Below are 22,015 nucleotides of genomic sequence, written 5' to 3' on the forward strand. Positions count from 1 at the left end.
GCTAGGGCGTCTTCACGTCCGTGTGGATGGCCAGCTTGAACTGGGCGTGGATCAGTGGGGTCCGGAGCTTCACGTCGCCCGCGCCGCGGGTCGAGATCTTCAGGCCCACGGGTGTGTCCGGGTGCACGAACATCTGCCAGAGGTAGGTGCGGTACTGACCTCCCCTGGTGGGTGCCGCGTCGGTGGTCGCGGTCGAGTCGTAGCCGGTGGTCAGGTTCAGCGGGTCGCGGACGTAGCGCGAGCGGTGCTCGGTGGCCTTGGCGTCGGCCGTCCAGAAGACCATGGCGGAGAGCATGCCCCAGCCGTCGTGGCTGGGCCATATCAGCCCTGAGCGGGCGTCCGGGAACTTCGACGGGCTGGTGCCGCCCTTGGAGGGGTCGTGCATGCGCCACGGGTCGTAGGACTCGTCACCCGTGCCGTACGGAAAGCGCACCAAGTAGTAGCCGTCACTGTCGTACTTGATGGGCTGCTGGCCGTGCCGTGCGGCGTCCCACAGCAAGGAGCAGATGGCGACAGACATGTGATCCCCCGATCCGCGTCGATGTGCTCTGCGTTCTTCCTTCTGCGTTCTTCCTTCTGCGTACTTCTCTCTGCTTTCCCTCTTGCTTGCCCTCTGCAGAACACGTTGGTGCCTCGCGGGCGGTTGCGGGAGGCCTAGCACAGGGAAATTCCGGTGGTCACGTCGATTTGCGGGACGGCAGAGTGATCGTCGATGACGGACACCGGAAGCACTTGAGGAGAACGGCCCCATGTCGACGCTGCGCGTCACCGCCGAAACACTGACGATCCATGAGCATCCGGGCGCCGACGCCCTCGAACTGGCCCAGGTGGGCCTGTACCGCGCGGTCGTCGCCAAGGGCGCTTACCGCACCGGTGACAGCGCGGTCTACATCCCGGAGCAGTCGGTGCTGCCCGCCGCGCTCATCGAGGAGCTGGGGCTCACCGGACGGCTGGCGGGCGGCAACCGCGACCGGGTCAAGGCGGTGCGGCTGCGCGGTGAGCTGTCGCAGGGCATCGTCTGCCGCCCGGCCGCGCTGGCCGGCGTCGACCTGGCGCGGGCGGCGGCCGACGGCACGGACTTCGCGGAGCGGCTCGGCATCACCAAGTGGGTGCCGCCGATCCCGCCGATGATGAACGGCGACGTGGAAGCCGCGCCCGACCTGCTCCCGTGGGTCGACATCGAGAACATCCAGCGCCATCCGGACGTCTTCGAGGCCGGCGAGCCGGTCGTCCTGACCGAGAAGCTGCACGGCTCGGCCTGCCTGCTGACGTACGTCGCCGACAGCGGCCGCGTCCACGTCTCCTCGAAGGGGTTCGGCGCCAAGTCCCTGGCCCTGCGGGAGGACCCGCGCAATCTGTACTGGCGGGCGGTCCACGGCCACGGCGTCGCGGCCGCGGCGGCCAGGCTCGCGGAGCGGCTCGGGGCGCGCCGGGTCGGCATCTTCGGCGAGGTGTACGGGGACGGGGTGCAGGACCTGGCGTACGGCGCGGACGGCCGGCGCGACACGCTCGGGTACGCCGTCTTCGACGTCAGCGCGGACATCGACGGGCAGGTGCGCTGGCTGGACGCGGCCGAGCTGCTCGCCGGCGAACTGCCGCTCGTGCCACGGCTGTACGAGGGCCCCTACGACGCCGAGCGCGTCCTGGAGCTCGCGACGGGCCGCGAGACCGTGTCGGGGCGGGCGCTGCATCTGCGCGAGGGCGTCGTGATCCGGCCGGCCATGGAGCGGTACAGCCCGGTGACGGGCGGGCGGGCCATCGCGAAGGCGGTCAGTCCGGCGTATCTGACGCGCAAGGGCGGCACGGAGTACGAGTGACCGCGGGCTCCGGCGGGCGCCGCACACTCGTCGGGGCCTTCCGGTCCACCAGCAGCCGGGAGCCGCTGTGCCGCTCGCCGAAGACGTCGTCGGGATTGGAGAGGACGCAGGTGTCCAGGGAGAGGCAGCCGCAGCCGATGCAGTCCGTGAGGTGGTCGCGCAGCCGGCCCAGCTGCTTGATGCGCTTGTCCAGCTCCGAGCGCCACCCCTCCGAGAGGCGCGCCCAGTCCTCGCGAGTGGGGGTGCGCTCCTCGGGGAGCGAGTCGAGGGCCTCGCGGATCGTGGAGAGCGGGATGCCGACGCGCTGGGAGGCGCGGATGAAGGCGACGCGGCGCAGCGTGTCCCGGTGGTAGCGGCGCTGGTTGCCGGAGGTGCGGCGGCTGGTGATGAGGCCCTTGGACTCGTAGAAGTGCAGGGCGGACACGGCGACGCCGCTGCGGTCGGCCAGCTGGCCGACGGTGAGTTCGTGGACCTTCTCCGGTATCTGGGGCACACCTCAAACCTACTGGCAGGTCCGTTGACACGCGTCGGCCCACACCTCATGCTGAGCAAGCGCTTAGTCTGCGTACGTTTCTTGCATGCGTACGTCTCTCGCATGCGTACGTTTCTTGCATACGTCTAGGAGGCCAGGGACATGGCGGAGCCGAGGATCTTCACGTCGCCCGAGGAGCTGCGCGCCGCGGTCGGCGAGCAGCTCGGGTACAGCGACTGGCTGGAGATCGACCAGAAGCGGATCGATCTCTTCGCGGAGGCGACCGGCGATCACCAGTGGATCCACGTGGACGCCGAGAAGGCGGCGCAGGGGCCTTTCGGCAAGACGATCGCGCACGGCTATCTGACGCTGTCGCTGCTGCCGAGCCTGGTGCCGCAGACCATGCGGGTCGAGGGCATGAAGATGGGCCTCAACTACGGCACCGAGAAGGTCCGCTTCCCCTCCCCCGTGCCGGTCGGCTCGCGGCTGCGCGCCACCGCCGTGCTCACCGACGTCACACCGACGAAGGACGGGGGCGTGCAGGTGACGGCCAAGGTCACCGTGGAGCGCGAGGGCGGCGACAAGCCCGCCTGCGTGGCGGAGTCGGTGTCGCGCTACTACTTCTGAGGCCGGGCTGTTTCCGGTTCTGAGGCCGGGCTACTTCCGGGTCTCCGCGGGCCGGGCGCCCACCATCCGCAGCACGAGGTCGGCGTAGAGCGCGCCGACCTCGTCGGGCGTCCGGTGGCCCGCCACGTTGAACCAGCGGGCGACGTCGATGCAGAGCGAGAGCACGGCGAGCGTGGTGCCCGGCACGTCGGGGACGTCGAACTCCCCCGTCCGCACCCCGTCGTTGATGATGTCCCGCACGGCCGCGTCCGACTTGCGGCGCAGCGCGACGATCTCCGTGCGGTGCTCCTCGCCGAGCGCGTCCAGCTCGTACTGCACGACGCGCGCGGTCGTGTGGTGGGCGGCGTGCCAGCCGACGAAGGAACGCACGGCCGCCGCGAGCCGCTCGGCGGGGCCGCCCTCGCCGTCCGCGGCGGTCCGCAGGATGGCCAGGGCCTTGTCGTGGCCGATCCGGCTGATGCGGTGGAGCAGCTCTTCCTTCGTCTTGTAGTGGATGTAGAGCGCGGCGGGGCTCATGCCGGCGCGGCCCGCGATGTCCCGGGTCGTCGTCGCGTGGTAGCCGCGCTCGGCGAAGGCCTCGACGGCGGCGATCAGCAGTCGCCTGGCCGCGTCGGGGCTGACCTCGCCCCACGGCTGCTCCTCGCCGCCGGTCTCCTCCGCCGCACCCATGTCCGCTCCTTCGTGCCTGACCCGTCTGCCGGGAGGGACACCATACCCCCGACGGTGAGCAAGCGCTTAGAGCGACGGTCAGGGCTTGGCGAACGGGTCGTGTTCGGCGAGGAGCCTGTCGACACGGGCCTGGTCGACCCTGCTGACGATCTGTTCCAGCTCCTGGCGGTCCCTGATCACCTTGGCGAGGGTGAACGCGGAGGTCGTCAGATAGAGCACGGCGATGGCCAGGAAGCCCCGCACCCAGGCGGAGGCGTCGAGGTAGCCGATGCCGACGGTGACCGCGCCCAGGGCGATGGAGAAGGAGGCGATGGCCTGGCCGTAGTAGGCGGTCGTTGTCTGCTGTTTGACGGGTGAGTCGGTCATGACCGAAGCTTCCGGGTCAGCCGGGCCCCGCCGCATCCGCTCGCGTACTCAGACGCGTACTCAGTCGGACACGTACACACGCAGAGACGCGTTCAGAAGGCCGAAACCCCGGTCAGCGCACGGCCGATGACGAGCTTCTGTATCTGGCTGGTGCCTTCGTAGAGGGTCATCACCCGGGCGTCGCGGAGGAGCTTGCCCGCCGGGTACTCGTCGATGTAGCCGTAGCCGCCGAAGACCTGGAGGGCGTTGTTGGCGGCGCGCACGGCGGCCTCGGAGGCGAACAGTTTGGCCTTGGAGGACTCCGTGGCGAAGGGCTGCCCCCGGTCGATGAGGTCGGCGACCCGCCAGGTCAGCAGGCGCGCGGCGTCCACGTCCACCGCGATGTCGCTGATCAGCTCCTGCACCAGCTGGTGGTGGGCGATGGTCCTGCCGAACTGCTCGCGCTCGGTGGAGTACCGCACCGCCGCGTCGAGGGCGGCCTGCGCGATGCCCACACAGCCGGCGGCCACCGACATGCGCCCCTTGGCGAGGGCCGACATGGCGACGGAGAAGCCCTTGCCCTCGGGGGCCATCATGGCCGACGCGGGGACCCGCACGTCCTCAAGGACGAGTTCGGCGGTGGCCTGGCCGCGCAGGCCGAGCTTGCCGTGCAGGGTGCGGCGGGTCAGGCCGGGGGTGTCGGCCGGGACCAGGAAGGCGGAGACGCCCTTGTGTCCCGGGGTGTCGTTGGTGCGGGCGAAGAGGAGCACGACGTCGGCCCAGGTGCCGTTCGTGATGAACATCTTGGTGCCGTTGAGGACGTACGCGTCGCCGTCGCGCACGGCCCTGGTCGTCAGGCTGCCCGCGTCGGAGCCGGTGCCCGGCTCGGTGAGCCCGAAGCACCCGACGTACTCGCCGGAGGTGAGCCCCGGCAGCCACTGCCGCTTCTGCTCCTCGCTGCCCCAGTGCGCGATGGTCTTGGCGACCAGGCCGAGCGAGACGGAGACGATGCCGCGCACGGACGAGTCGCCGCGGCCGAGCTCCTCGGTCACCAGGCAGTACGCGAGGTGGTCGCCGCCCGAGCCGCCGTACTCCTCGTCGATCGTGAGCCCCAGGAAGCCGACCTCGCCGAGCTTCTTCACGAGGGCCCGGTCGACGCTCTCGGCGCGGTCCCACTCGACGACGTGCGGTGTGATCTCGCGCGCGACGAAGTCCTCGGCCAGCGCCCGGACGGCGGCCTGCTCGTCGCTGAGCTCCAGGTTCATCGGGGGCACCTCTTCACATCGGTACGGCGGGTACGTCTCGTACGGGTCGGGCAGGGGCAGAGCGGGTTACTTCAAGTTAGGTCGCATTTAAATTAGCACTGCTAGTTTGTTGCGGCAGCCCTACTATGTGCCGCATGGCCCGACCGCGCAAGCCCCTCCTCAGCCGAGAACGCATCGTCGACACGGCCCGCGCCCTCGTCGACGCGGAGGGACTCGCGGCCGTCTCCACGCGCCGCCTCGCCGCCGAGCTCGGGGTCAGCGGGCCGTCCCTCTACAACCACTTCCGCACCAAGGACCAGATCTTGGAGGCGGTCGCGGACTCGGTGAGCGCCCAGGTCGACCTGTCGATGTTCGAGGCCGCCGACGGGCGCGACTGGCGCACCGCGCTGCACGACTGGGCGGTCTCCTACCGGGCCGCCCTCACGCGGCACCCGAACATCGTTCCGGTGCTCGCGCGCGGTCCCGGCCGCCGGCCGGCCGGACTGCGGCTCGCGGACGCGGTGTTCGGGGCGATGGTCGACGCGGGCTGGCCCGCCGCGCAGGCCACGTCGATCGGCGCGCTGATGCGGTACTTCATCATGGGCTCCGCGCTCGGCTCGTTCGCCGGGGGCTTCGTGGACGACGAGGCCGCCTACGACCCCGCCGACTACCCGCACCTGGGACAGGCCCACCTGCTCGCCGAGCGTCAGCAGGTCATCGACGAGCGCGCCTTCGAAGCGGGCCTCCAGGCGCTGCTCGACGGGCTCGCGCTGCAGTACGAACAGGTGGCGGCCCAGCGGCTGTGACGCATCGGGCGCGCGCCCTGCGGTATCGGCGCCCGCCCCGCCGCGCGGACGCCTGCGACACTTCGGCACGCGCCGAAGTGTTCCTGCCGCATCCTGAGGGCATGAAGCCGAGAGCCACGAAGAGCGCCGGCGCCCCCGCCCTCGCCTCCCTCGCCGCGCTGTTCGCCGACGAGACGCGGGCGGCCTGTCTGCTCGCGCTGCTCGACGGGCGGGCCTGGACGGCGGGCGAGCTGGCCCGGCACGCGGGCGTCGCGGCGTCGACGGTCAGCGAGCACCTGGGCAGACTGGTCACGGGCGGCCTGCTGGCCGAGGCCAGGCAGGGCCGGCACCGCTATGTGCGGCTCGCCGACGCGCGCGTGGCCCAGCTCGTCGAGGACCTCGCCGCCCACGCGGCGCCCGGCTCACCGGCCGGGCCCCGCACGCTGCGCGAGGCCGGTGCCGCAGGCGCGATGGCGCGGGGCCGCACCTGCTACGACCACCTGGCGGGACGGCTCGGCATCACGATCACCGGGGCGATGACGGAGCGGGGGCTGCTGCGGCAGGACACCGGGTTCGCCCTGACCGACCAAGGGGTGGACTGGTTCGGGGAGATGGGGATCGAGCTCGCGCGCGGCGGGCGGCGCCCGCTGGCCAGAGCCTGCCTGGACTGGACGGAGCGCAGACCCCACCTCGCCGGGGCCGCGGGGGCGGCGCTGTGCCGGCACGCGCTGGCCACGGGCTGGTGCGAGCGGATCGGTTCGGAGCGCGCCGTGCGGGTGACCCCGGCCGGGGCCCGGGCCTTCGCCACACACCTCGGCATCGACGGTCTCTGAGGCGACGTCACTCCTCGACGATGCGCTCCACCGCGGCCGCGACGAGGGCGTCGCGCTCGGCCTCCGAGAGGACGTCGGGCAGGGTGAGCTGTTCGACGATGAGCCAGTTGAAGGCCATGTACAGGAGCTTGACCGCCGTCGCGTCGCCCGGCAGCCCGGAGTCGGCGTGGTACGAGAGGTTGGCGGCCAGGTCGGCGCGGACGCGCTCGGTGAGGACGGCGCGCAGCTCCGGGCGCCGGGTGGCCTCCAGGCGCAGTTCGAGCAGCGCCAGATAGCCCGTACGGAAGCCGCTGACGCGCCCGACGACCTCGCGCATCAGCGTCACGTAGGTCTCCTTGTCGGGCTTGGCCGTGCGCTGCCGTTCGACCTCCGCCTCGTCGGGCGTGAGGCGTTCGTATACGCGGGCGCCCGCCTGGGTGAGCAGGTCGTCGCGGTTGCTGAAGTAGTTGGAGGCCGTGCCCGTGGGCACCGCGGCCTCCGCGTCCACCGCCCGGAAGGTCAGCCCGCGGGCACCCTCTCTGGCCAGCACTTCGATGGCGGCGTCCACCAGAGCCGCCCGCCGCCCGTCGTTCCTGCGCACCATCGCCACCACTCCATCCGCAGTACTACACCTTGACCACTATGAGGAGAGTACTGGATCGGGCCCCGCCCCGGGCGAAGTAGCTGTAATCTGCATCCGTCCTGCCGGACGAAACACGGACGAAACAAAGGACCTGACACGGGAGTGGCCGTGGGGTACGCGACGGATGCGCTGGGCGCCGGGGGCTCGACCGACGGTGCGGGAGGGGCGAGGCGAGGGGCGACGGGACGCGGGGGCGGGCCGCCCCTCGCCCGGCTGTCCGCGGCCCGCCTCTTCGCCGCTCAAGTGCTGCGCGGCCAGGCGCAGGTGACGTTCCTGCCGAGCGTGGCCGCGGGCGCCGTCTTCTGCGTGGCGCTGTTCGCGGCGGGCTGGGAGTACGGGCTCTACGGCCTGGCGGGCACCGCCGTGGGCACGGCCACCGCGCGGCTCCTCGGCGTGGACCGCGACCGCGTCGCGACCGGCCTCGAAGGGTTCAACGCCTGCCTCACCGCGCTCTCTTTCGCGGTTTTCCTCGGCGCGGAGCACGTGTCGACGGCGCTGCTCGCCGTCGCGGGCTGCGTGGTCGTCACGGTCGTGACCGCGGCCGTGGTCCGGTTCCTCGGGGCCTGGGAGCTGCCCTCGCTCACCCTGCCGTTCTGCCTGACCGCCTCCGCGGCGACCGTCGCCGCGCCCGGCTTCCGGCACGTCTGGCACCACGGCGACGCCCCGGCCGCGCTCGCCCGGGCCGCGACGGGCTCCACCGCCCTCCAACCGGCCGACGTGGTCCGGGGGTTCTTCGCCGGGTTCGGCCAGATCTTCTTCATGCCGCAGTGGTACGTGGGTGCCCTGCTGCTGCTCGGCCTCCTCGTCGCGGGCCGCCGCGCCGCGGCCGTCGCGTGCCTCGGCAGCGCCGTCGGGATGGCCGCGGCGTGGGCCCTCGGCGCCCCCGCCGCACAGCTCGCCGACGGCACGGCGGGCTACAACTCCGTCCTCGTGGCCCTCGCCCTGTGCGGCGTGTTCCTGCCGGTGCGGGCGGCGACACTCGCGTACGCGCTCGTGGGCGCCGCCACCGCGACGGCGCTCGGCCCGGCCGTCGCGGCGTTCTTCGCACCGGCCGGCGGGCACGCCTTCACCTGGCCGTTCGTACTGACCACGCTCGTTTTCCTGGCGGCGGCCAAGTCCTTTCCCCGGCTGACGGGTTCGGCCGCCGGGGACTGACGGCGGCCTGACAGTGGCCCGGCAGCGGTCTGACAGTGGCCTGGCAGCGGCCGGGCGCCGATCAGAACACGACGAGCGCCCGCCCGCCCTTGCCCGCGACCATGTTCTCGAAGGCGGCCGGGATGCCGTCGAGGCCGATCCGGTCGGTCACCAGGGCGCCGAGGTCCAGGCTTCCCGCCCGGATGTGCCCGGCCAGGACCGGCAGGTCCACCGCCGGGTCGCAGTTGCCGTACACGCAGCCGGACAGGGTCCTGCCCCAGTGGAAGAGCTCCAGGGCATTGAAGGTGACCTGCTGGTCCTTGCCGCCGATGCCGACCACCGTGGTGCGCCCGCCGCGCCGCGTGGACTCCCAGGCCGAGCGGATCGTCACCGCGCGGCCCACGCACTCGACCGCGACGTCGGCGCCGTTGCCGCCGGTGAGCTTGCGGATGTCGCGGGCCGTGGTCTCCGAGGCCACCACGTAGTCGGTGGCCCCTGCCGAGCGCGCCAGCTCCTCCTTCGCCGGGGAGACGTCGACCGCGATGATCTGCCCGGCGCCCGCGATCCTGGCCGCCTGCAGCGTGGCGAGGCCCACCCCGCCGACGCCGAAGACCACGACGCTCTCGCCCGCGCGGACCCGCGCCGAGTGGTGCACGGCGCCGTACCCGGTCAGGACGGCGCAGCCGAGCAGGGCCGCGTCGGTGAGCGGGACGCCGTCCGGCACCGGCAGGACGCAGTTGGCGGCGACCACCGTCTCCTCGGCGAACGCGGCGACGTTCAGACCGGGGTGCAGGTCCGAGCCGTCCGGCCGCCTGGCGTAGACGTCGGCGGCGCCCGCGAGGGCGTTGCCGCAGAGCCACACCTCGCCGAGCGAGCAGGCGTGACAGCTGCCGCACGACGGCGCCCAGTTCAGGACGACGCCGTCGCCGGGCGCGAGGTGCGTGACCCCCTCGCCGACGGAGACCACGGTGCCCGCGCCCTCGTGACCGAGGACGGCGGGCACCGGCACCCGCATCGTGCCGTTGGTCAGGGACAGGTCGGAGTGGCAGACCCCGGCCGCCGCGAGGCGCACCCGGACCTGGCCGGGGCCCGGCTCCGGCAGGTCGATCTCGGCGATCTCCAGCGGGGAGCCGACGGCGGGGAGGATGGCGGCGCGGACCACGTTCACGTACTCCTTGGGAAGGTTGGCGGACTCGGGGCGGCCGAGCGGGTCGGAACTGCGTCAGAACTGCAGGGATTTCGTCTGGAGGTACTCCGTCAGGCCGTGCGCGCCCAGCTCGCGGCCGACGCCCGACTGCTTGTAGCCGCCGAAGGGCGCGATGGGGTTGAAGCTGCCGCCGTTGATGTCGACCTGGCCGGTGTCCATGCGGCGGGCGAACGCGACCGCAGTCTCGTCGTCGGCCGCCCACACCGCGCCCGCGAGCCCGTACACGGTGCCGTTGGCGATGCGCAGGGCGTCGTCCTCGTCCTCGTACCGGATGATCGAGACGACCGGGCCGAAGATCTCCTCCTGGGCGATGGTCATTTCGGGCGTGACGTCCGCGAAGACGGTCGGCTGGACGAAGTAGCCCTTGTCCTTGGGTGCTTCGGGGCCGCCCGCCACGATCCGGGCGCCCTCCTCGACGCCCTTCTCGATGTAGCCGCGTACGCGTGCCTGCTGCTTGGCGTTGACGACGGGGCCGATGCGGTCGCCGTACTTGGCGGCGGCGGCCGCGGCGAGCTCCACCGCCTCGTCGTACCGGTCGGTGTGCACCAGCATGCGGGTCCAGGCGCTGCACGTCTGGCCGGAGTTGGACATGACGTTGGCGACGCCGACGTTGACGGCCTTGGCGATGTCGGCGCCGGGCAGGATGACGTTGGCGGACTTGCCGCCGAGCTCCAGGGCGACCCGCTTGACGGCCGCGCCCGCGGTGGCGCCGATCTGCTTGCCGACCGCCGTCGAGCCCGTGAACGAGACGAGGTCGACGCCCTCGTGCTCGGCGAGCGCCTGGCCCGCGACCGGGCCGAGGCCGGTGACCAGGTTGAACACCCCGGCGGGCACGCCCGCCTCGTGCACCGCCTCGGCGAAGAGCTGGGCGGTGAGCGGGGTGTCCTCGGCGGGCTTGAGCACGACCGTGCAGCCCGCGGCGAGCGCGGGGGCCACCTTGTTGACGATCTGGTGGAGGGGGTAGTTCCAGGGCGTGATCGCGCCGACCACGCCGACCGGCTCCAGGTAGACGGTGGAGTTGCCGACCCGCTCCTCGAAGGGGTGGGTCGCGGCGAGTTCGGCGTACGAGCCGGAGACCAGGATGGGCACCCCGGCGTGCACGGCCTGCGAGAACGGCAGCGGGGCGCCCAGCTCGGCGGTGACGGTCTCGGCGACCTCGTCCTTGCGGGCGACGAGGCGGTCGCGGAGGGCGCCGATCAGGGCGGCGCGCTCGGCGGGCGGGGTGGCGGCCCAGCCGGGCAGGGCGGCCCGGGCGGCGCGGACCGCGGCGTCGACGTCCTCCGCGGTGCCCGCGGGGACCTGGCCGATGGGCTGTTCGTCCGCTGGGTTCAGGACCGTGATGGTGTCGGTGCCCGCAGCCGGCCGCCAGGCGCCGTCGATGTACATCCCGTCGTGGGCCTTCATCGCATTCCTCCAGGTTGTCGTCCGCGCTACAAACTAGCGCTGATAGTTTTCAGACACCAGGGGCCCCGGCCCCGCCGCGGCCGCCGACCGCTCCGACTCACTGGTTCGCGCCCCGCGGGCCGGTTCCAGCTCCGGCCTAGGCCCGGTCCACCCCGTTTCCAGACCGTCCCGAGGCCTACACCAGGCCGCTGACCAGCGCGCGAAGGGGCGGTGCGGCTCACGCCTGCTCCGCGCACCCCGCCCCGCCCTCAGCTGTTTTCCGGACACACCCCACCCATTCGCCCTGTATTCGATTTCGAATACATGACGGACGCATGACAAGGCGTCGACTCTCTTGATCTGGACACGTCGAACAGTCAATCTTCTGATCGCGACGGGAGCGGCACGCACCGCTCCCTTCTGTGTGTGCGATCCCGTGCACACCCCCCACAGTCGCGCGCCCGACCCCGGGCACGCCGCCAATGAGGAGGACTCCCTCGTAATGGCCATGCTTCGCAGCAAGAAGACTGTGATCGCCGCGGCGATCTCGACCGCCACCGCCGCCGCCGTCATCGGTACGGTCACCGCCCTGCCCGCCCAGGCCGCCCCCGCCGAGGGCACCGTGCTCGCGGCCGGCTCCGCCGACGCGATCAAGGGCAGCTACATCGTCACGCTGAAGAACGGGTCGGGCCTCAAGGCCGCCACGAGCCAGGGCAAGGACCTCATAGCCGAGTACGGCGGCTCGGTGCAGAAGACCTTCAAGTCCGCGCTCAACGGCTACTCCGCGAAGCTGACCGAGACGGAGGCGAAGAGACTCGCCGCCGATCCCGCCGTCGCCTCCGTCGAGCAGAACCAGAGACTCCAGTCCTCCGCGACGCAGACCGGCGCCCCCTGGGGCCTGGACCGCATCGACCAGACGAAGCTGCCGCTGAACGGGTCGTACACCTACCCGGACACCGCGGGCTCCGGCGTCACCGCGTACGTCATCGACACCGGCGTGCGCATCTCGCACTCCGAGATCAGCGGCCGCGCGGTGAACGGATACGACGCCGTGGACGGCGACAGCACCGCCCAGGACGGCAACGGCCACGGCACGCACGTCGCCACGACCATCGCCGGCAAGACGTACGGCGTGGCCAAGAAGGCCAAGGTCGTGGCTGTCCGCGTGCTCGACAACAACGGCTCCGGCACCACCGCCGGCGTCATCGCGGGCATCGACTGGGTGACGAGCAACCACGCCGCCGGCGCGCCGGCCGTGGCCAACATGTCGCTCGGCGGCGGCGCGTCCACCTCGCTGGACAACGCCGTGAAGAACTCCATCGCCGACGGCGTCACCTACGCGGTCGCCGCGGGCAACGAGAGCACCAACGCCGCGAACTCCTCCCCCGCGCGCGTCCCGGCGGCCATCACCGTCGGCGCGACCAGCAACACCGACGCGCGGGCGAGCTTCTCCAACTACGGCTCGGTCCTCGACATCTTCGCGCCGGGCGTCTCCATCAAGGCGGGCTGGCACACCGGCGACACGGCGACCAACACCATCTCCGGTACGTCGATGGCCACCCCGCACGTCGCGGGCGCGGCGGCGATCTATCTGGCGGGCCACACCTCGGCCACGCCGGCGCAGGTCGCCTCCGCTCTGGTGAACGGTGCCACGCCGAGCGTGGTGACCAACCCCGGCACGGGTTCGCCGAACCGGCTCCTCAAGATCGTTCAGTGATCCGCGGGTCCTTGGAGTGAGCGCACCCCGGAGGCCGACGTGTCCGCATGCCGCGGGCCGTCGGCCTCCGGCGGTCGTCGGTGGCCGGGCGCGCAGTTCCCCGCGCCCCTGACGGGGCGCACCCGGTCTCGGCCGCGTGAGGCCCGCGTACGCCGAGACCCGCCGCGACCAGCAGCAGTCCGCCCAGCATCACGAACGGCGCGGCCACCCCCGCGACACCGGCCACCAGTCCCGCGGACGCGGGTGCCGCCACCTGACCGAGCCGGTTGCCGGTGAGCCGCAGGGCGAGGGCCGTGGAGCGCGCGTCGTCGGGCGCCGCCTGGACCACCGTCGTCATGGAGAGCGGCTGCCCGACGCCGAGGCAGAAGCCGAGCACGGCCAGCATCAGGGCGAGCGCCCACACCGGCACCGGCAGCGCGAGCCCCGCGCACAGCAGCCCGCCGAGCAGGCACGTGCAGGTCAGCAGCGTGGCCCTGCCGAGCAGCCGGATCATCGGCGTCATCACCAGACGGCACGCGATGGTCGCCGCGGCCCGCAGCGAGAGCAGCACGCCGACCGTGGCGGGCGCGATGCCCCGGTGCTCGCCGACCACGGGCAGGTAGGCCGTGAGGATGTCCGTCGCGGAGAGCACGGCGAGACTGATGAAGATGCCCGCGGGCACGCCGCGGGTGCGCAGGATGCCGAGCACCGGCACGCGGCCGGCACGCTCGGGGGCGGCGGACCGGGGACGCTTGTGCTCGATGCGCCACAGCGAGGTGAGGGAGACCGCGCCGACCACCGCGGAGACGATGAGGGCGAAGGCGCTCGTGCGGCCCGTGTCGGCGCCGATCAGGGCGCCCGCGGCGATCGGCCCGATCAGCTGGCCGAGGGAGGCGCCGATGGTGAAGTGGCCGAAGTTGCGGTCCTGTTCGGCGGGCGCGGACTGCCGGGCGACGATCGACTGCGCGCCGATCACGAAGCAGAGGTGGCCGAGCCCCATCACCCCGCTCCAGGCGGCCATCGCCGCGAGCGAGTCCGCCGTACCGCTGAGGGCGCAGCCGCCGGAGATGAGCACCACGCCGACGGGCAGCAGCGGCGCGCAACGGCCGTGGTCCGTCCGGCGTCCGAGCGGTACGGCCGCGAAGAGCGGCAGCAGGGCGTAGACGCCCGCGATGACGCCGATGGCCCGCTCGTCGGCGCCCAGCGACAGGGCCCGGTAGGAGACGGCGGGCCGCGCCATCGACACCGCCCCCTGCGCGAAGCAGAAGGCGATGACGAGACGGAGCAGCCAGCCCCTGCCACCGGGCCCGGACGACGCGGCAGGCATCAGATGATGCCGAAGAGGATGCCGGAGCCGAGCACGACCAGCGAGGTGAGAACGGCCCATTTGACGGTGAACTTGGTGTGGTCGCCGAACTCGACCTTGGCCATGCCGACGAGGACGTAGACGGCGGGCACCAGCGGGCTCGACATGTGCAGGGCCTGTCCCGCGATGGAGGCGCGGGCGATCTCCAGGGTGCCGACGCCGTGCGCCTGGCCCGCCTCGGCGAGGACCGGCAGGACGCCGAAGTAGAAGCCGTCGTTGGACATGAAGTAGGTGAGCGGGATGGAGAGCAGTCCGGTCACCAGGCCCATGTGCGGGCCCATGCCCTCCGGGATGGCGTCGACGAGCCAGTCGGCCATGTGGTCGACCATGCCGGTGCCGGTGAGGACGCCGGTGAAGACGGCGGCGGCGAAGACCATGCCGGTGACGTTGAGGACGTTCTCCGCGTGGGCGGCGATGCGGGCCTTCTGGTCCGGCATGTGCGGGAAGTTGACGGTGAGGGCGAGCGCGGCGCCGAGCAGGAAGAGGACCGGGATCGGCAGCCACTCCATGATCATGGCGGTGAGCAGCAGGACAGTGAGGGCGGCGTTGAACCAGTAGAGCTTGGGGCGCAGGGTGGCGCGGTCGGGGTCCAGCCCCTGGAAGCCGTCGTCGTCGGACTCGGGGTCGGAGCCGGCCTCCGCGTCCGTCTCGGCGTCGGTGCCGGTCCCCGCTCCCCCGGTGGTCTTCTTCGTGAGCGACGTACGCCCGTCGGCACCGCCCCCGCTGCCCACGAGGACGGTCTCGTCGGCCGGCTCGATCTCCTTCTCCAGGACCTCGTCGAGCGACAGCACGCCGAGCCGCTTGCGCTCGCGCAGACCGAGGGCGTACGAGAGGAGGAACACGGCGACCAGACCCATGGCGAGCGCCGGGATCATGGGGACGAAGATGTCGGCGGCGTCGACCTTCAGCGCGGTCGCGGCACGGGCCGTCGGGCCGCCCCAGGGCAGTGTGTTCATGACGCCGTTGGCGGTGGCGGCGACGCCCGTCATCACGACGAGGCTCATCTTGAGGCGCTTGTACAGCGGGTACATCGCCGAGACCGTGATCATGAAGGTGGTCGAGCCGTCGCCGTCGAGGGAGACGATCGCGGCGAGCACGGCGGTGCCCACCACGATGCGCATCGGGTCCGCCTTGCAGAAGCGCAGGATGCCCCGGACGATCGGGTCGAAGAGGCCGACGTCGATCATGACGCCGAAGTACACGATGGCGAACATGAGCATGGCCGCCGTGGGCGCCAGATTGCCGACGCCGTCGAGGACGTAGTCCCCGAGATGGGCTCCCTTTCCTACGAAAACGCAGAAGAGCGCGGGGATCAGCACCAGCGCCGCGATCGGCGACATCTTCTTCATCATGATCAGCACCAGGAAGGTGGCGATCATGACGAATCCGAGGATTGTCAGCATGGGGGCTACCTAACGTTCACCATCGAACTCCCACCAGGTCTGGCGGTCCGGACGACGTTAGGACCCGCCATCCAGCGTTAACAAGATGTTGACGCGCGAGCAATAAGCGCAAAACTCCTGGTCACGGCCGTGTGTCGGGCACGTCGAGGAGAATCGCGCCGTTGCGGGTCGCGACGGCGAGCTCGCCGCCCGGGCCCGCGGCGAGGCCCGTGCAGACGGAGGGGAGTTCGAGGCCCGTCCGCAGGACACCGTCCCTGGCCCCGACGACCACGAGGTGCCGCCAGGCCGCGACGGCGTACGCCGCCCCGCCGGGCAGCACGGCGGCGTACCGCACCCCGAGGAGCGCGGCCGGGTGCTCGTGGGTGGCCCGCACGTCCAGCCGCGGTCCCGGTCCCGGCCCCTCGGCGAGTCCCGCGAGGACCGGGGCGGCGGGCAGCACCGAGGTGCCGGTCCTGCCGACGAGGATCAGCTCGCCGGGGCCGTCCGGGGCCGCGCCCAGCGCCAGCACCGGATGCTGGCCGGGCACCAGCGCCCGGTGTCCGGTCTCGGCGTCCACGAGGCTGAGGCCCTTGGGCATCGGGACCCCGATGAGCCACCGGCCACCGCAGCGCACCGCGGCCGCGCCGCCGGTCAGCGGGTACGGGGAACGCCCCACGGACGGCCAGTCGTGGCTCACGGCGCGGCCCGCGCCGATGGAGTGCACCCGCACGGGGATCCGGCCGAAGTCGCTCCGGAAGTCGAGCGCCAGCGCCACGTCACTGTCGCGCGGGCTCCGCCCCGCCAGCCGCACGAGGCCCGACAGCGCGCCCCCGTCGGACAGGACGACCTCGCGCAGCACCGTTCTCCCCGGCCGCTCGCCTTCCGGGCCCCCGAGGTCCCAGCGCTCAAGGACCCCCAGCTCGCTCCGCGTGAACAGCACGGGCCGCGGCGCACCGCCGGGCGCCGCCCCGCTCGCCGCCATCAGTTCCACGACCGCGCTCTCGCAGGCGGGCCGCAGCTGGTGCCGCAGCGCGCCACTCGTACCGTCGCGCACCTGGACCGTGCCGTCGGAGCCGCCGACCGCGACGGCGGTGCGCCCGTCCGCGGTGAACGCCGAGACGGCCGTCGCGCTCGGCACGGCGTCCAGCGCCTCGGTCAGCTCCCAGCCGCCGGCGCGCCCGTCGAGCCGCCACAGGGTGCCCCGATCGTCGCCGCCGAGCAGGCCTCCGCCGTCCGCCCGCGCCAACGACCGCAGGGGCAGCGGGAGTCTGCGCTCCCATGTCTCGCCCCGGACGGCGACGAGGCGGCGGTCACCGCCCGCGCTGAAGGCCCGCGCGCCCCGGGCGCCCTGTGTGAAGGCGAGGGCGTGCACGGGTGCCTCGTGCAGGAGGAGCGGCTCGCCGAGCGGGCGGCAGGCGGGCAGGGCCCACTCCCGTACGGTGCCGTCGTCGGCGCCCGCGAACAGCCGCCCCGACCCGGCGGGGTCGAGGGCCAACGCCGTTGCCCACGCGGGGTGTTCGGGCTCAGGCCCGAGTCCGTACCACCTGCCGTGCGTGACGTCCCAGCAGGCGACGCGCCCACTGTCGGTGGCGGCCACGACCACGTCACGGCCGCTCACCGTGCCCGTCGTCACGGCGGTCACGATGCCCGGGACGGTGAACTCCCTTTCCGCCAGGGGCACTCCGCCGATCAGTGTCAGGACGGTCACCCGGCCGCCGATCTCCCCGGTCACCACCAGAGCGTGTCCTTCGCGGGTGCGGCCGACCGTCGCGCAGACCACCAGCGAGTACGTCCACGGTTCCGTGTGGGACAGCCGTCGCCGCCACAGCTCCCGCTGCTCGACCACGTCCCAGCAGCGGATCAGATGGTCCCCGCCGACGCTCACCAGGGCGCTCCGCGTGCCCCGGGCGCGCACCGCGCCCACGGCGAGCACGGGTGCCTCATGGGCGTTGATCCGAGTGGAATCGGCGGCGTGCACACCGGGCCAGAGCCGGATCACGCCGTCGTCGCCGCCGATGGCCGTCGTCCCGTCCACCGCGCACACCGCCGAGGCCTCGTGCAGCCCCTCCTGCCCGCCGACGCGGTCGCCGGTGACCAGGTCGTACAGCTGGAGGCCGCGCCCGGCCCCCTGCACGCCCACGCACTCCGTCGAGCCGAGCCGGAACGTCGAGAGGCGCACCCTTCCGCCGCTGCCGATCCGCAGCGGCAGCCCCAGCGGGCGCCCGCTGTCCAGGTCGACGCGGTGCAGCAGCCCGTCCGACGTGGCGACGGCCACGACCCACTGGCGGCCCACCCGGCGCACGGCGAGCGCGCGGGGCGGCGGCGTGTGTTCGAGCAGCGTGCGCACGGGTGCCTCTTCGGTGAGCGAGGTCAGGCGGACCGTGCCGTCGGCACCCAGGGTGACAGCGAGATCCCCCTGGGCGTGCCCGGCCACATGCGTGAGCGCGAGGACTTCGCCGTCGTGCCCGGTGGACACGGCGGGGCCGAACGCGTCGAGGTCGGTGAACCGTACGGTGGCGTTGGAGTACCCCGCGAGCATCAGGTGCTCGTATCCGGGGGGCAGCTCGGCAAGCGCGGTGATCGGTGCCGTCGTCCCCGACCGCGCGCTGCCCGCCACGGAACGGCCCACGCACTCCGCGTCGAGCTGCAGTCCGAGACGCTCCTGTCGCCTCCTCTCGACGTCGAGCAGCGCACGTCGGTGGCGCCGGGACAGCCGCGGCTGCGCGCTCTTCGTGCCCAGTGCGTACGTGAGAAAGTCACCTCCCGCGAAGCGCAGTACCGCGCGGGTCGGCGGCCCCTGCCCGTCGACGCCGCCCCATACCTGCACCTGTGCCGCCCGGCGCAGCCCGAGGCGCTCGTGCCCGGCGTCGGTCTCGGGGTCAGGAGGGAGCCGCCAGCACCAGTACCCGCCCCGGGCCGCGTCGAAGACGTGCAGCAGCCGCCACTGGAGCGGGAAGGCCTCGCCCCGGCGCCACGTCACGTGCCCGTAGTTCGACACCGCCGCCGCGCAGCCCGGCAGTCGGCGTATCGCCGTCCATGCGGTGTCCAGGACGAACTGATCGGTGACGGGCTGGTCCGAGCGGTCACCGGTGTCCAGGTCCCACACCGTGACATCGGAACGGAAGAGCTGCTTCTCCAGGAAGTACGCCCCGGCGTCCACCGGCACCACGATGCCGCTCATCGGGGAGGCGTCCATCCCCTCGTACCGCCGCGCCCCACCATGCGGATTCCACGCCGCCCACCGCGCCCGCCACGGCAGATCCCCCCGGTCGCACGACGCGGCGAGCCCCGTCGCCTTCCGGCAGACGGCGGCGAGCCGCAGCCGCGCCCGGCTCCCGGGGTCGGCGGCGCGCGCCCGGCTCCCGCGCAGCAGCTCCTCCACGTCCCGCACAGCACGTCCGGCCCGCCGTCCCTTCGCGGTACGCAGCCGGGGCAGCGCGGCGAGCAGCTGGTCCGGGTCGGCGGTGAGCACGAAGTCCGCGTCCTCCACCAGTGGGTCGAGGACGCCGCCCTCGGCCGCGTGCAGGGCGAGGTACCGCCGTACGTAGGGGTGGTCGAGGCCCTTCAGCACGTCCGCGACCACGGCCTGCACCCGCGCGGCGTCCTGGCCCTCGCGCAGGTACTCGACGAGGGCCCGGTGGTAGATGCGGTACACGGAGACGCCGTCCTCGACGGACTCGACGTCCTCGACGAGGTACGAACCCGCGGCCTTCCGCAGCCAGACGATGTCCTCGTCGCCGTAAGGGTGGCCGCCGATGGCCGCCGCGAGGCGGGGCCACACCCCGGCCCAGGGCAGGCCCACGCCCTGCGCGAAGGCGAGCGGGCGCAGCAGGTCGCGGGCGCGGCCGGCGAGCGGGCCGAGGCGCTGTTCCAGGTCGCGCTCCATGGCCTGGCCGGGCAGGCGCGGCAGTTCGTCGCGCCAGCGCCGGTCGTCCGGGTCGGGCACCCGGGTCTCGCGGGCCGTGGTGCGCGCGGTGATCCGGGCCACCAGGAAGGAGCGTCCGGCCGCCTCCGCGATGGCCCGGGCGACGGCGTCGACCCGGTCGGGCGGCGCCGTGCACAGCACCGATCCGGGGGTGGTGAGCAAGGTGCGGGTGTAGGCGCGCACGGCGTCGGGGTCGCCGTGGCGTTCGTCGTCGAGGTCGATGCGGCTCGCGGTGCGGGGCAGCAGGCGGGCGATGTGGGGGCGGGCGCCGACGAGGAGGCGCACGGGCAGCCGGCGGCGCGGGTCGGTGAGCGGGGCGATGAGTTCCTCGACGGTCTCGTGCGGGTCGAGTGCCTCGTCGAGGGAGTCCATGAGGACGACGAGGGGTTCGGGCCTCGCCTGGAGGTGGGCGGCGAGCGCGCCGAGGGACGCGGCGGCGCAGCCGGATGCGGCGGCGAGCGCGTCGAGGAGCTGCCGTTTCGTCTTGTGGCTGGCGTTGACGGCGACGTCCACGGCGCCGGGCCCGGGCAGCCTGGCGGGCAGTCCTGCGCGGGGCACGGCGGCGCCGTGGGCCGCGTCGGTGAGCACGGTGACCATGCCGAGCAGGGAGGACTTGCCGGAGCCGGGGTCTCCGGTGACCACGCAGAGCCGGTCGGCGGCACGGTGGGGTGCGAGCCAGTCGGTGATGTCGGTCAGCGCGGTGTGCCGGCCGGTGAAGTCCCAGACCTCCTCGGTGGGCACGTCGGTGCCGCGCGCCCTGGGCAGGAAGAATCCGGTCAGTTCGGCTTTCCTGGCCCGGCGTTCGCGGCCGGCGAGGTCGACGATCCGGTCGATCTCCTCCAGCTTCAGGCCACAGGCGCCGGGGACGTGCCGGGGGTTGGGCAGGAAGTCGGGGATGTCGGCGTCGGCGTGGGTCACGGACCAGATGGCCCGCTGCGTCGCCGGCAGCCGGGGGTCGGCCTTGATGGCGCGCATGACCTGGCCGATGCCGATGTGGGCGGGTGCGTGGCCCGCGGTGGCCTGGCTGCGCACGGCCCGGTCGAAGGCCGCGGAGAGGGCTCCGGCCAGCGCTTCCTCCTTGCGCCGGGTCGCGGCGACGATCACCAGGCCGGTGGCGCCCGCGCCGGTGGGGCCGGGGTCGGAGCGGCGCGCTTCGAGGGCGGCGCGCAGTGCGCTGTCGGCGCCTTCCTCGGCGTAGCAGGCGTCGATGAGGACGAGGAGCCGGGCCACGGGAGTGTCCTCCCACAGCAGGGTCACGAGGTCTTCGGTGGGCAGGGCGGTGCCGGGCAGGTCGCGCGCGTCGCTGTCGGCGAGCAGCAGGTAGTGCCGGCCGCTGCCCTCGGCGGTGACGCCGTGGCAGGTGAGGTAGAGGACCACGTAGTCGTCGGGGGTGCGCTCGGGGTCGGTGGCGAACTTCCGCAGGGCCTTGGTCAGTTGTTCGCGGGTCGGGTCGAGGCCCAGGTCGGCGCCCCTGCGGTAGTCGAGTTCGCCGAGGAAGAGGCGGTCGATGCGGGCCACGTCGTCGGCGAGTTCGGGCCGTGCCGCCTCGGGGTGCGCGTGGACCTCCGTGACCGCCGTCGACAGCAGGAAGCGGCGGGCGGGAGCGGGCCGGTCGGCGGGCGCGTCCGCGGGTGCCGTGCCGGACCCGTCACCCCGCACCGCGCCCCTCGCTCACCGCTCTGCCCGCCTCCGCCGTGCACAGGTACCGGGTCACGTCGTGGGCCTTCGCGCCGTTGTGCACGAGATGGCCGCGCACGCGCTCGCCGAAGAGCGGGCGCAGGTCCTTGACGAGGGCGACGACGTCTCCTTCGTCCGCGATGTTGGTCCAGTGCTCGACGCGGCCCGGCCAGTCCCCCGGCCTGCCGTCGGCACCGGCCCTGAGCCGGTCGAAGACGAGGTGGCGGATGCCCAGCGGGGAGCCGAGCGTCAGCAGCGCGCGGGCGGGCCAGTCGGGGTGGGCGCACAGGGCTTCGTAGGCGACGACGCTGCCCAGGGAGTGGCCGATGACGACGCGTGTGTCGGGGGTGACGGCGGCGGCGACGCGGCGCTGGACCTCGGCGTGGACGGCCGCGTCGGTGAGGTAGGCGCGCACCTGTTTGAGGTCGAGGATCAGGGAGCGCAGGGCCACGTCGGCGAAGAAGCGGGAGCGGCTGAGCGCACGGAGGGCGCGCTGCACGGCGCCCGGGGTGCTCGTGAGGCTGCGAGCAGTGGGCGGCATGACGGCGGGGTCGGTGCGGGCGGCCTCCGCCCACCACTGCAGGAGCAGTTCGCTCTCCAGCCCTTCGGCCACGTCGGCGGCGTCGAGCGGTGCGTCGAGCAGGCCGAGCGTCCGGCCCGCGGGCCGGAACAAATCCCCGTAGAAGACGCAGGTCATGTCCGAGGGGTCCAGGGGCGGCGCGGCGGCGCGGGTCAGGCCGTCGGCGAGCGCGGGGTGCCAAGTCGCGAGCAACTGGCGCTCACCCAGGTGCTGTTGGCCGATCCCGTGGACGCACACCACACGTGCCATGT

The 22,015-nt window shown here is 73.0% G+C and carries 18 protein-coding genes; 6 read left to right on the top strand and 12 right to left on the bottom strand.

Annotated elements, in window-relative coordinates; all coding sequences use genetic code 11:
- Window position 1: 1 nt before the first annotated feature.
- On the bottom strand, window positions 2-520 hold the full coding sequence (locus ACH4D5_RS33205; RefSeq protein WP_398309927.1) for a hypothetical protein: 519 nt from the start codon (window positions 518-520) through the stop codon (window positions 2-4).
- A 229-nt stretch (window positions 521-749) separates the two neighbouring features.
- On the opposite strand from ACH4D5_RS33205, the gene ACH4D5_RS33210 reads away from it, so the two are divergent.
- The gene (locus tag ACH4D5_RS33210; RefSeq protein WP_398309930.1) at window positions 750-1,817 is read left to right on the top strand and encodes an RNA ligase (ATP); all 1,068 of its coding nucleotides are present in this window, start codon (window positions 750-752) and stop codon (window positions 1,815-1,817) included.
- On the opposite strand, the gene soxR is transcribed toward ACH4D5_RS33210, so the two are convergent.
- Complete coding sequence (soxR, locus tag ACH4D5_RS33215; RefSeq protein ID WP_398309933.1) at window positions 1,771-2,310, bottom strand: redox-sensitive transcriptional activator SoxR; 540 nt, start codon at window positions 2,308-2,310, stop codon at window positions 1,771-1,773. The two genes, ACH4D5_RS33210 and soxR, sit on opposite strands and share 47 nt — an antisense overlap.
- Window positions 2,311-2,451: 141 nt before the next feature.
- Between soxR and ACH4D5_RS33220 the strand changes: the two genes are divergently transcribed.
- On the top strand, window positions 2,452-2,916 hold the full coding sequence (locus ACH4D5_RS33220; protein WP_398309935.1) for a MaoC family dehydratase: 465 nt from the start codon (window positions 2,452-2,454) through the stop codon (window positions 2,914-2,916).
- Between the two features lie 30 nt (window positions 2,917-2,946).
- Here the strand turns inward: ACH4D5_RS33220 and ACH4D5_RS33225 are convergent, their stop codons facing one another.
- From ACH4D5_RS33225 to ACH4D5_RS33235, 3 genes are all read right to left on the bottom strand, one after another.
- Window positions 2,947-3,585 (bottom strand): TetR/AcrR family transcriptional regulator, encoded by a 639-nt coding sequence (locus ACH4D5_RS33225; protein WP_398309938.1) that lies wholly within the window; start codon window positions 3,583-3,585, stop codon window positions 2,947-2,949.
- Window positions 3,586-3,663: 78 nt separating this feature from the next.
- Window positions 3,664-3,951: a YiaA/YiaB family inner membrane protein gene (locus tag ACH4D5_RS33230; protein WP_398309941.1), complete on the bottom strand. Its 288-nt coding sequence runs from the start codon at window positions 3,949-3,951 to the stop codon at window positions 3,664-3,666.
- A gap of 92 nt (window positions 3,952-4,043) precedes the next feature.
- Complete coding sequence (locus tag ACH4D5_RS33235) at window positions 4,044-5,195, bottom strand: acyl-CoA dehydrogenase family protein (protein WP_398309943.1); 1,152 nt, start codon at window positions 5,193-5,195, stop codon at window positions 4,044-4,046.
- Between the two features lie 134 nt (window positions 5,196-5,329).
- Between ACH4D5_RS33235 and ACH4D5_RS33240 the strand changes: the two genes are divergently transcribed.
- Window positions 5,330-5,980: a TetR/AcrR family transcriptional regulator gene (locus ACH4D5_RS33240; protein ID WP_398309946.1), complete on the top strand. Its 651-nt coding sequence runs from the start codon at window positions 5,330-5,332 to the stop codon at window positions 5,978-5,980.
- A gap of 101 nt (window positions 5,981-6,081) precedes the next feature.
- Complete coding sequence (locus ACH4D5_RS33245; protein ID WP_398309949.1) at window positions 6,082-6,792, top strand: ArsR/SmtB family transcription factor; 711 nt, start codon at window positions 6,082-6,084, stop codon at window positions 6,790-6,792.
- 7 nt (window positions 6,793-6,799) lie between these two features.
- Here ACH4D5_RS33245 and ACH4D5_RS33250 read toward each other — a convergent pair whose 3' ends face one another.
- Complete coding sequence (locus ACH4D5_RS33250) at window positions 6,800-7,375, bottom strand: TetR/AcrR family transcriptional regulator (RefSeq protein WP_398309951.1); 576 nt, start codon at window positions 7,373-7,375, stop codon at window positions 6,800-6,802.
- A gap of 147 nt (window positions 7,376-7,522) precedes the next feature.
- Here ACH4D5_RS33250 and ACH4D5_RS33255 point away from each other — a divergent pair, with 147 nt between their 5' ends.
- Complete coding sequence (locus ACH4D5_RS33255) at window positions 7,523-8,569, top strand: urea transporter (protein WP_398309954.1); 1,047 nt, start codon at window positions 7,523-7,525, stop codon at window positions 8,567-8,569.
- A gap of 61 nt (window positions 8,570-8,630) precedes the next feature.
- Here ACH4D5_RS33255 and ACH4D5_RS33260 read toward each other — a convergent pair whose 3' ends face one another.
- Window positions 8,631-9,710, bottom strand: coding sequence for a Zn-dependent alcohol dehydrogenase (locus tag ACH4D5_RS33260; protein ID WP_398310265.1), 1,080 nt, complete (start codon window positions 9,708-9,710; stop codon window positions 8,631-8,633).
- A gap of 60 nt (window positions 9,711-9,770) precedes the next feature.
- On the bottom strand, window positions 9,771-11,159 hold the full coding sequence (locus ACH4D5_RS33265; protein WP_398309957.1) for an aldehyde dehydrogenase family protein: 1,389 nt from the start codon (window positions 11,157-11,159) through the stop codon (window positions 9,771-9,773).
- 481 nt (window positions 11,160-11,640) lie between these two features.
- Between ACH4D5_RS33265 and ACH4D5_RS33270 the strand changes: the two genes are divergently transcribed.
- Window positions 11,641-12,855, top strand: a complete 1,215-nt coding sequence (locus tag ACH4D5_RS33270) for a S8 family peptidase (RefSeq protein WP_398309960.1) — start codon at window positions 11,641-11,643, stop codon at window positions 12,853-12,855.
- Here ACH4D5_RS33270 and ACH4D5_RS33275 read toward each other — a convergent pair.
- The 4 genes from ACH4D5_RS33275 to ACH4D5_RS33290 all read right to left on the bottom strand — a co-directional run bounded on the left by ACH4D5_RS33275 (window position 12,839) and on the right by ACH4D5_RS33290 (window position 22,013).
- Window positions 12,839-14,161: an MFS transporter gene (locus ACH4D5_RS33275; protein ID WP_398309963.1), complete on the bottom strand. Its 1,323-nt coding sequence runs from the start codon at window positions 14,159-14,161 to the stop codon at window positions 12,839-12,841. The two genes, ACH4D5_RS33270 and ACH4D5_RS33275, sit on opposite strands and share 17 nt — an antisense overlap.
- Window positions 14,161-15,603: a CitMHS family transporter gene (locus ACH4D5_RS33280; RefSeq protein ID WP_398309966.1), complete on the bottom strand. Its 1,443-nt coding sequence runs from the start codon at window positions 15,601-15,603 to the stop codon at window positions 14,161-14,163. The genes ACH4D5_RS33275 and ACH4D5_RS33280 overlap by 1 nt, the downstream gene beginning before the upstream one ends.
- A 121-nt stretch (window positions 15,604-15,724) precedes the next feature.
- On the bottom strand, window positions 15,725-21,166 hold the full coding sequence (locus ACH4D5_RS33285; protein ID WP_398309969.1) for a caspase family protein: 5,442 nt from the start codon (window positions 21,164-21,166) through the stop codon (window positions 15,725-15,727).
- On the bottom strand, window positions 21,156-22,013 hold the full coding sequence (locus tag ACH4D5_RS33290; protein ID WP_398309972.1) for a hypothetical protein: 858 nt from the start codon (window positions 22,011-22,013) through the stop codon (window positions 21,156-21,158). Before ACH4D5_RS33290 ends, ACH4D5_RS33285 begins: the two co-directional genes overlap by 11 nt.
- Between the last annotated feature and the right edge of the window lie 2 nt (window positions 22,014-22,015).

The organism is Streptomyces sp. NPDC018029 (assembly GCF_044327655.1).
Classification (GTDB): domain Bacteria; phylum Actinomycetota; class Actinomycetes; order Streptomycetales; family Streptomycetaceae; genus Streptomyces.